The organism is Achromobacter sp. (genome assembly GCF_057314935.1).
The window spans coordinates 20,875-22,277 of record NZ_DBHKZA010000039.1; the positions used below are offsets into that span (position 1 = coordinate 20,875).

Annotated in this window: 1 protein-coding gene; it reads left to right on the plus strand. The window is 65.9% G+C overall.

Features of this window, described 5'->3' with window-relative positions:
- Positions 1 to 253 precede the first annotated feature (253 nt).
- A complete protein-coding gene (locus tag ACO6D5_RS15995) occupies positions 254 to 1,276 on the plus strand; it encodes an LLM class flavin-dependent oxidoreductase (RefSeq protein WP_485825909.1) in 1,023 nt (340 codons plus the stop codon).
- Positions 1,277 to 1,403: the final 127 nt, after the last annotated feature.

Genomic DNA, 1,403 nt, shown 5'->3' on the forward strand with positions numbered 1-1,403 from the left:
CCGCCGGGCCGCCCCAAGGCAAAAGACGCCCCCTCGGGGGGCAGCAAGCACGCAAAGCGTGCGCAGCGTGGGGGCCCTATACAGGCGATAGCCTCGGACAATTCAACCCGCCCGGCCATAAGGTTGCTTCGGCCGGCGGTTGAATTCGCCGATACACTCCCCATGTATTACGGTATATGGAGTTCACCTTGCGCCTTGCCCGCTTTGCCGCCGCGTTGCCCCCCTGTCCCGCCCGTCTTACGGAGATGTCCGCATGAGCACCCTTGCGCGCATTCCGTTTTCGGTCCTGGACCTGGCCCCTATTGTGCAGGGCCGCGATGCGGCTGATGCCTTCCGCAACACCGTGGCCGTCGCCCAGCATGTGGAGCGCCTGGGCTACAAGCGCTTCTGGCTGGCCGAGCACCACAACATCAATGGCATCGCGTCCAGCGCGACGGCCGTGCTGATCGGCCACGTGGCCGGCCACACCAGCACGCTGCGGGTGGGTTCGGGCGGCATCATGCTGCCCAACCATGCCCCGCTGATCATCGCGGAACAGTTCGGCACGCTGGAAACGCTGTATCCCGGCCGCATCGACCTGGGCCTGGGCCGCGCGCCCGGCAGTGATGGTGCAACGCAGCACGCCCTGCGCCGCGGGCCGCGCAGCGGCCTGGAGTTTCCGGCCCTGGTCGAAGAGTTGCGCGGCTTCCTGGCCGCCTCGCGCCCCAACCAGCCGGTGCGCGCCATCCCCGGCGAAGGCCTGGACATTCCGATCTGGCTGCTGGGATCCAGCGATTTCAGCGCCCGCCTGGCCGCCGAATTGGGCCTGCCGTTCTCGTTCGCGGGCCATTTTTCCCCTGAAGGAATGGCGGCAATGCGCCTGTACCGGCATCTGTTCAAGCCGTCGGCCACGCTGGCGCGCCCCTACGCCATGATCGGCGTGCCGGTGATCGCGGCCGAATCCGACGAAGCCGCGCAACGCCAGTCCACCACGCAGCAGCTGAAATTCCTGTCGCTGGTGCGCGGCAACCGCCTGCAACTGCAGCCCCCCGTCGAAAGCATGGACGGTTTGTGGAACGAATGGGAGCGTGAAGCGGTCAATCAAAGACTGGGCGCCGCCATCGTGGGCGGTCCCGACACCGTCAAGCGCAGGCTGGAAGCGCTGGTGGCCGAAACCGAAGCCGACGAAGTGATGATCGTGTCCGACTTCTTCGACATCGCAGACCGCCTGCGCTCTTTCGAAATTGTCGCGTCGTTGAAGAACGATGCCGGCGTGTCTACAAAAACCGCGGCCTGAGCGCCGCTGACCGCGCTCTCCATAGCGCCAACCATTGCGACGCCGCCATCAGCGGCTCTACTATTGCCTTTAGAGCGCTTGGCACCTGAAGCGTCGCCGAATCAGGTCCGGGACAGGAACATCCCGG